7 protein-coding genes are annotated in these 7,698 nt (G+C 51.7%); 4 read left to right on the top strand and 3 right to left on the bottom strand.

The window, feature by feature from the left end:
- Nucleotides 1-20 precede the first annotated feature (20 nt).
- The 4 genes from TH61_RS03000 (at nt 21) to metG (ending at nt 3,892) form a co-directional block, all read left to right on the top strand.
- Entirely contained in the window at nt 21-803 is a 783-nt protein-coding gene (locus TH61_RS03000; protein WP_066505705.1) for a DUF3050 domain-containing protein, read from the top strand.
- 60 nt (nt 804-863) lie between these two features.
- A complete protein-coding gene (locus TH61_RS02995) occupies nt 864-1,184 on the top strand; it encodes a hypothetical protein (protein WP_157600522.1) in 321 nt (106 codons plus the stop codon).
- A gap of 13 nt (nt 1,185-1,197) precedes the next feature.
- Entirely contained in the window at nt 1,198-1,542 is a 345-nt protein-coding gene (locus tag TH61_RS02990; protein ID WP_066505701.1) for a hypothetical protein, read from the top strand.
- A 307-nt stretch (nt 1,543-1,849) separates the two neighbouring features.
- Entirely contained in the window at nt 1,850-3,892 is a 2,043-nt protein-coding gene (gene metG, locus TH61_RS02985; protein ID WP_066512472.1) for a methionine--tRNA ligase, read from the top strand.
- Between the two features lie 117 nt (nt 3,893-4,009).
- On the opposite strand, the gene TH61_RS02980 is transcribed toward metG, so the two are convergent.
- The 3 genes from TH61_RS02980 to TH61_RS02970 all read right to left on the bottom strand — a co-directional run bounded on the left by TH61_RS02980 (nt 4,010) and on the right by TH61_RS02970 (nt 7,554).
- Nucleotides 4,010-4,846 carry an energy transducer TonB gene (locus TH61_RS02980; protein WP_066505698.1) on the bottom strand — a complete coding sequence of 279 codons (837 nt, stop codon included), beginning with the start codon at nt 4,844-4,846 and terminating at the stop codon, nt 4,010-4,012.
- Nucleotides 4,847-5,095: 249 nt separating this feature from the next.
- The gene (locus tag TH61_RS02975) at nt 5,096-6,271 is read right to left on the bottom strand and encodes a lactonase family protein (RefSeq protein WP_066505696.1); all 1,176 of its coding nucleotides are present in this window, start codon (nt 6,269-6,271) and stop codon (nt 5,096-5,098) included.
- Nucleotides 6,272-6,351: 80 nt separating this feature from the next.
- Nucleotides 6,352-7,554, bottom strand: a complete 1,203-nt coding sequence (locus tag TH61_RS02970; RefSeq protein ID WP_066505694.1) for an MFS transporter — start codon at nt 7,552-7,554, stop codon at nt 6,352-6,354.
- Between the last annotated feature and the right edge of the window lie 144 nt (nt 7,555-7,698).

Here is a 7,698-nt window from a genome sequence, read left to right as displayed (position 1 = left end):
CCTGTTCTAACTATACTGCTATGCCCATCAACCATGAAAAGATTCAGTGGCTACAAGAGGAGTTGAAACCTCACCGCGAGGCCCTCATGCAGCACGCCCTCTATGAGAGCATCCAGGACTTGAATAACCTGCGGGTCTTCATGGAGCATCACGTGTTTGCGGTCTGGGACTTTATGAGCCTGCTCAAAAGCCTGCAGCGCCACCTCACCTGTGTAGAGGTGCCATGGGTGCCGTTCGGGAACCCTGCCAACCGCAGGCTCATCAACGCCATTGTGCTGGAAGAAGAAACAGACATTGACCAGGACGGACAGCCCATCAGCCATTTTGAACTCTACACCCGCGCCATGGAAGAGTGCGGCGCAGACACCAGCCTTATGTTAGAGTTCTTGTATGGGCTGCAGCATGGCAAGTCTGTGTACACCCAGTTAGAGAACCTGCCAGTGCCCGGCAACACCCAGGACTTTGTCAAGCACACCTTTCAAATCATCCAGAGCGGACAACCCCATCGCATTGCCGCCGCCTTTACCTTTGGTAGGGAGGATGTCATTCCAGAAATGTTCAGGCACTTGGTCAGTGACCTTAGCCGCCGCTACCCCGGCACGGTAGACACTTTTCAATACTACATGGACCGCCACATTCACCTGGATGAGGAAATGCATTCGCCGTTGGCCATGCAAATGGTTTCTATTCTCTGCGGCCAGGATGATGAGAAATGGAGGCAGTGCCATGAAGAGGCCGTGGCCTGTTACCGCATGCGCCTGCACCTCTGGGACGGCGTTTTAGCAGCCATCCTCAAAGCCTAGCCTCATATCTTTTGGTGGTAGGTCTGCGTACTCTATTCTCAGACCTTATACTGCCAAACTATGGATATGCAAAACATGGACATGGAGCATTTAAGCTCCAATACCGCCAATATTGAGAACACCGCCCTGCTTATTTTAAAAGCTTTTAAAACCTCTGGCACCCAGGCAGACGAGGTATTGCCCTGGGCCGAGATCTATCCGTTCCTGAACAAAGCCGATGACCATGAGCACTTCAGGGATGTACAGAAACTAGCCGAGGAGCACCTGCGCAACCAATCCTACGCCATTCCAGACCCAGCAGGCCTGCGCCTGACCGAGGTGGGCTACAAGGCCATCCAAGAAATGGACGGACAAGACCTGAGCCAAAGCAACGCACGCTAATACTAATCATAAGATGAAGACGTTTTTGAGCAGTTTTAAAGAAATCAGCCGAAAAACGGCCTTCATCCTGTTGTTCTTCGCTTGGGCCATGGCGAGTTGTACCTCAGGCAAGGACAACCCCGTGCAGCGGGCAGACCCCGCCCGGGTCTACAAACCCACACCCACCGTGCGCGACATGAACCAGCAGTCCAGTGACGTGAACCGCAAGAAGAACATTGAGGAAGCCAGTCCCAACGCTCCGGCTAACCAACCGCCCGAGGTCCGTAGCCGTAGGCTGTTGCGCTCCCGGCCGCAGCCAACGCCGCCAGCACCAATCATTGTGAAGCCAGACACCGTTCGCCGGGACACCATTAGATAAGCGCAGCCATTTTTCGGCTGATTTCTGGAAAACAGGGCAAAAACGCCGAACCAGTTCTTTCTAACCCAAGGAGCTGCTTCGGCGTTTTTGCTGTAGGGCAAGAAAGGTTTACTTGTTTATCTAGATGTAGCAAATGCTTTCAGCCTAATATCTGTCATCTTTGAATTAGAGGTTGCAGGCTTTCGTTTTTGCCCTGTTTTCGGTAAAATAAGCCAAAAACGAGGTTTTGTTTTGGCGGGTTGATAGGAATCTCCCCGGAGGCAGGTCCCTGCATTTTCACTATATTTGTTTTTTGAAAGAAGAGAACATGGCTATTACCAATCCTAAAAGATATACCATTACCGCCGCCTTGCCTTATGCCAACGGTCCCGTGCATATTGGCCATTTGGCCGGCGTATATATTCCCGCAGACGTGTACTCGCGGTACCTGCGTTCGCGCGGGCGCGATGTCAAGTTTGTCTGCGGATCAGATGAGCACGGCGTTCCCATTACCATTCGGGCCAAGAAAGAAGGCATTACGCCGCAGCAGGCCGTAGACAAGTACCATGAGCTGATTAAGAAGTCCTTTGCTGACTTTAATATCTCCTTTGACGTCTACTCCCGTACATCGTCCAAGACTCACGCCGAGACGGCTTCTAATTTCTTTAAGAAACTCTACGAGGAGGGCAAGTTCATTGAGCAGACCACCCAGCAGTATTTTGACGAGAAAGCCCAACAGTTCCTGGCGGACCGTTACATTGTGGGCACCTGCCCCAAATGCGGCAACGACGGTGCCTACGGGGACCAGTGCGAAAGCTGCGGAACTTCACTCAGCGCCACTGACCTGATCAATCCCAAAAGTACCCTCAGCGGCGAGCAACCCGTGATGCGGGAAACCAAACACTGGTATTTGCCACTGGACCAATATGAGCCCTGGCTGCGCGAGTGGATAGTAGAAGGCCACAAAAACGACTGGAAGACCAACGTTTACGGCCAGTGCAAAAGCTGGATTGACCAGGGTCTGCAACCGCGCGCGGTCACAAGAGATTTAGACTGGGGCGTGCCCGTACCGGTAGAGGGCGCCGAAGGCAAAGTCTTGTACGTCTGGTTTGATGCGCCCATCGGCTACATCTCGGCTACCAAAGATCTGACGCCCGACTGGGAGCTGTACTGGAAAGACCAGGAGACCAAGCTGGTGCACTTTATAGGCAAGGACAACATCGTGTTCCATTGCATCATCTTCCCGGCCATGCTAAAGGCGCACGGCGACTACGTGCTGCCTGACAACGTGCCTGCCAATGAGTTCCTGAACCTGGAAGGCGACAAGATCTCCACCTCGCGCAACTGGGCGGTGTGGCTGCATGAGTACCTGGAGGACCTGCCAGGTAAAGCCGATGTGCTACGGTACGTGCTGTGCGCCAACGCGCCAGAGACCAAGGACAATGATTTCACGTGGAAAGACTTTCAGGCCAGAAACAACAATGAGCTACTAGCCATCTTCGGGAACTTCATTAACCGCGCGGTGGTGCTTACGCATAAATACTACCACGGTGCCATCCCGCAACGCGGCGAGCTGACTGATTTTGATCAAGAAGTGCTGGCTAATTTGGCCGCTTTTCCAGAGAAGATTGCTGCCTCTTTAGAACAATATCGTTTTAAAGAAGCCTTAGGCGAACTCATGAACCTAGCCCGCCTAGGGAACAAGTACCTGGCCGACACCGAGCCTTGGAAACTGTTTAAGTCCGACCCGGTGCGTGTGGAAACCATCATGAACATTGCGCTTCAGATTTCGGCTAGCTTGACCATTCTCTCTGAGCCATTCTTGCCGGAGACCGCTACCAAACTGGCCAACATGCTGCAGTACACGCCGGGCAAATGGGATCAGGCCGGTTCCCCAGACTTATTGCCAGCTGGTCATGTCATCGGCGAAGCCGCGCTCTTGTTTGAGAAGATAGAAGATGCCGTGATGGAAGCGCAGGTGCAAAAGCTTTTGGATACCAAGAAAGCCAATGAGATTGCCAACGCCGTGGCCGCGCCCGCTAAGGAAGACATCACCTTTGATGATTTCTCCAAGATTGACATCCGGGTGGGGACCATCCTAGAAGCCGAGAAAGTAGCCAAAACCAAGAAGCTGCTCAAACTGAAGGTTGATACGGGCTTGGACCAGCGTACCATTGTGAGCGGCATCGCTGAGCACTTTAACCCAGAGGACATCATAGGGCAGCAAGTGTCTGTGCTGGTGAACCTGGCTCCGCGTGAGATCAAAGGAATTCTAAGCCAGGGCATGCTCCTGATGGCCGAGAACGCTGATGGCTCCCTAGCCTTCATGCAACCGTCCAAACCCGTGGTGAACGGCGGCGGCGTGTCTTAAGTAAATAGAAACTTCGTTTTTGGGCTGTTTCCAGTGAAACAGCCCAAAAACAAGCATCATAAAAAAAGCCTCGCAGAGATTAGTCTGCGAGGCTTTTTTGTGGTTATAGCTGATTCCTTATTTGGCTTGCTTAAAGGTGATTGGCACCGACTGCCTAGTCTTAACCGCTCGCCCTTTGTAGGTGGCTGGGGTCCAGGCCGGAGAAGCTTCCAGTTTGGCAATAGTGGCTTCGTCAAAGGTATAACCCGGTTTATCTAACGGGGTAAAGTCCTTCAAGGCACCTTGCTCATTGATGGTGAACTGAATGTAAATAGTGGTCTGGCTGCCTACCATCACCTCTTTGCTTGGATATGGACAGGCAGAAGAAAGTTGGAACCTGAATACCTCCAAGCCGCCTTTGGGCGTAGCCACCTTGTCTACCTTGGTGTACAGCGTATCTTTCTGAGTTAGTCTGTAAATGTAAGAAGCCACCAAGGCAGAGTCTTTGTACACTGTGATGTTTTGCTCGGTCTTGTCTGCGTTCCAATACGTGTCACGGCCGGCGCCTTTTACCAAGAACGGTTGGTTCTCATTGCCCCAAACCTGGCCATATTTAATCTTTTCTGCTCTGGCATAGATTTCAGAAGACGGCGCGCCCGCATCTGAGTAAGTCTGTACTACTCCTTTTAACTTAGTAAAGTAAGGCTTTACCAGGTTGGAGGCTTGGTTTTTAAGGTACCACAAATAGGCGTCGGCCTCTACAAAATCTGTAGTACCGGTGATGGTGCTTTTTTGGACAAGGTTGCTGTTCTGATAGTCCTCTGCCCGCAACTTATCGCCTTCTACCACATAGCGTCGCTCTTGGCCCGTCTTGGAAGGAACGTTGGCCTGAAAGTTTTTGGAATAGTATCTCACCTCCTGCGCGGACGCAGTATAGGCAAAGAAAAAGAGAAAAAAGAAAGCTAAGAAACGCATGATTGTTTGAATTGGAAATCCAAGATACAAGAAAATTGCGTTTCACAAAACATAAATTAGCTAAATACAGCACCTTGCACGTTAGAAATGACAACTTTATTGCCCAATGACCGTACCCACCCTGCTATTTTTGGCGCATCTTATCTGACTTTACCCATGTAGATTGTGCAGAATACTGGTAAAATAATAATCATAGAGTTGATTTTGGCCTGTTTTCTAGAAATTGCACCAAAACGGAGTTGAGCTTTGTTACTTGGGAGTTGCCATAAATTCGGGCACTACCTGCAAATATACCGGAGATGCCAATTCTATTGATTTTCCGGTGTAGGTCAGTTCTCCCGTCTGCGTGTTTACGTGGTAAGTTGTGATATTATTAGAACGCTGGTTGGCCACCAGAAGCATCTTGCCCGAAGGCGTGAGCGTGAAGTTGCGCGGCCAGTCCCCGTGCGTGCTCACGTGTTGCATCAAGGTCAGCTTGCCAGTCCTCTCGTCTATTTTGAAGACCACAATGCTGTTGTGCCCTCTATTGGAGCCGTACACATAACGCCCGTCAGGCGAGACGTGTATGTCTGCACCAGAAACCCCGCCCGTGTAGCCTTCAGGCAAGGCAGAGACGGTTTCTATCTCAGTGAAAGAACCCTTGGAACTATTGTACTCTAAAGCCGAAAGCGTGCCGTCCAGTTCATTCATGAGGTAGGCAAACCGTTTGTTGGGATGAAAGGTCAAATGGCGCGGCCCTGCCCCAGCCTTCGCCTGAAACGCTGGCTGTGACTGTCTCTCCAACAGGTCTTCAGAACCGGTATTGACTTTGTAGCGGATGATCTGGTCAATGCCCAGGTCAACGGCAAGGACGAACTTATGGGCTGGGTCTGGCAGGATGCAATGCGCGTGGGCGGCGTCTTGCTGGGGCTTCGGGCCTTTGCCCACGTGTTGATCCATGCCGGTGGCACTCTTCAGTTTTCCGTCCTCCTGGATTGGGAAGGCCGTGACGTTGCCGCCCATGTAATTGGCTATCAGTGCCAGCTTATTCTTCTCGTCTACGCTGATGTAGCACGGGGCGCCGCCTAGGCTCAACTGACGGTTCAGCAAGGTGAGGTCGCCGGTTTTGGAGTCAATGGCGAAGGCGCTCACTGCACCGCTTTTCTGTCCCTCATACTCGGTGACCTCATTGACGGCGTAGAGGTGCTTGCGGTCTTTGTCTAAGGCAAGGTAAGAAGGATTGGGCCCGGCTTTTACGCGCAAGACTTGCGTGAGCTCGCCGGTCTCCTCATTCAATTGGTATCCGAAAATCCCCTCGGCGTCTGGCTTGGCGTACGTGCCCACGTATACAAACATTTCTTTCTGCTGTTGGACCTTATTAACGGATGCGCAACCAGAAAAGATAAGAACGGTGAGCAGGAGTAGAACCGCATTGACGTTTTTCATGGAATTGTATTCAAGTGCTGAGTTGAAATAAATTTGTTCGTTTTTGGCCTCTTTTGACCAAAACAGGCCAAAAACGCAGGCTATGCCAAGGCCGTCAGGCGCCTGACTATAAAATAAAACCCGACTGCGGTGGCCAGGCACACGACGCTGGCGCCCCACCACAGGGTGGCAAAACCATGGTTGGCGATGACGGTGGTGCCCACGTAGGGCGCTACAATGTGCGCTGCCGAGTAGGAGAGGCTGTACAGGGCCATGTAAGAGCCCCGGTTCTGTGGGCCAGAGCGCTGCACCGTGAGCGTAGACATGTACGGCATGGCAAAGATCTCAGCTAGGCTCATCAACAGCACAGACACAATCAACACCCAGAACCCGAAGAAGACGTTCAAAAACACGAAGGCCGCCGCCAGCAGGAACAGCCCGAAGACAATGAGCTTCCAGAGAGATACTTTGTCCCCCAGCAAGTACACCAGCACCATCTCAACAAAGAATACAATCAAGCCATTAAACGCCAGCAGCGCGCCAATCTCCAGCTCGCTCAACCTATACACCTGCCTGAAATACAGCGGCATGGTACTGAAAAACTGCATGAAACAGATGGCAAATAGGCAGCATAGCACCGCAAAAAGCACAAAAAGCCAATCCTGATAAGGAGACTTGGATGGTGCTTTGTCCTTTGTTTTGGGTGGAATGGTATGGCCGGTCTTGTTTCTGAAGTAAAAGTAAAACAAGGCGCCCGCTGCCAGGCAGGTGAACCCGTCGGCCATGAACAGAAACTGGTAGGAGATAGTGGCCAGCAGACCGCCCAAGGCCGGACCAATGGAGAAGCCCAAGTTGATGGCCATTCTATTCAAGGAGAAGGCGCGGGTCACGTTCTCAGGGCTGGCATAGTGACTCACCGAAGAGGCGTTGGCGGGACGCAGGCATTCGGTCATGACGCTGAGTAGGAAGATGCCAATGGCAAACAGCGCAAAGGTGTCCAGCTGGATCATGACGAAAAACCAAAGTCCGCCCATCACTAGACTGCCCAGCTGCACCTTAAAATGCCCGATCCTATCTGTAAGCCAGCCGCCCAAGAAGGTGCCGCACATGGAGCCCACCCCAAACAGACTGAGCAAGATGCCCGCCTGCTTGAGCGTAAAGCCCAAAGACTCGGTTAGGTACACGCTCAGGAAAGGCACCACCATGGCCCCGCTTCTATTGATGAACATAACGGCGGCTAGAAACCAGGCTTCTCTGGAGAGGCCCCCGTAAGCGTTGCCGTACAGGGCTAGGATGCGTTTCATGAAATGGAGTTTGCGCCGTAAAAGTAGAGAAACTTCCATTCTTGCAAAGAAAACAACTCAGTTTATCCTAGGCTGTTTTCTTTGCTGAAGGTCTTGCATTTGGTGTCAACCTCTTAAAAAGTGAAGCTCATAAAAAAAGGAACA

Origin of the sequence: Rufibacter sp. DG15C, from assembly GCF_001577755.1 — a bacterium.
Classification (GTDB): domain Bacteria; phylum Bacteroidota; class Bacteroidia; order Cytophagales; family Hymenobacteraceae; genus Nibribacter.
Note: the sequence above shows the minus strand (reverse complement) of the source record. Positions and strands in the feature narration are given on the sequence as shown.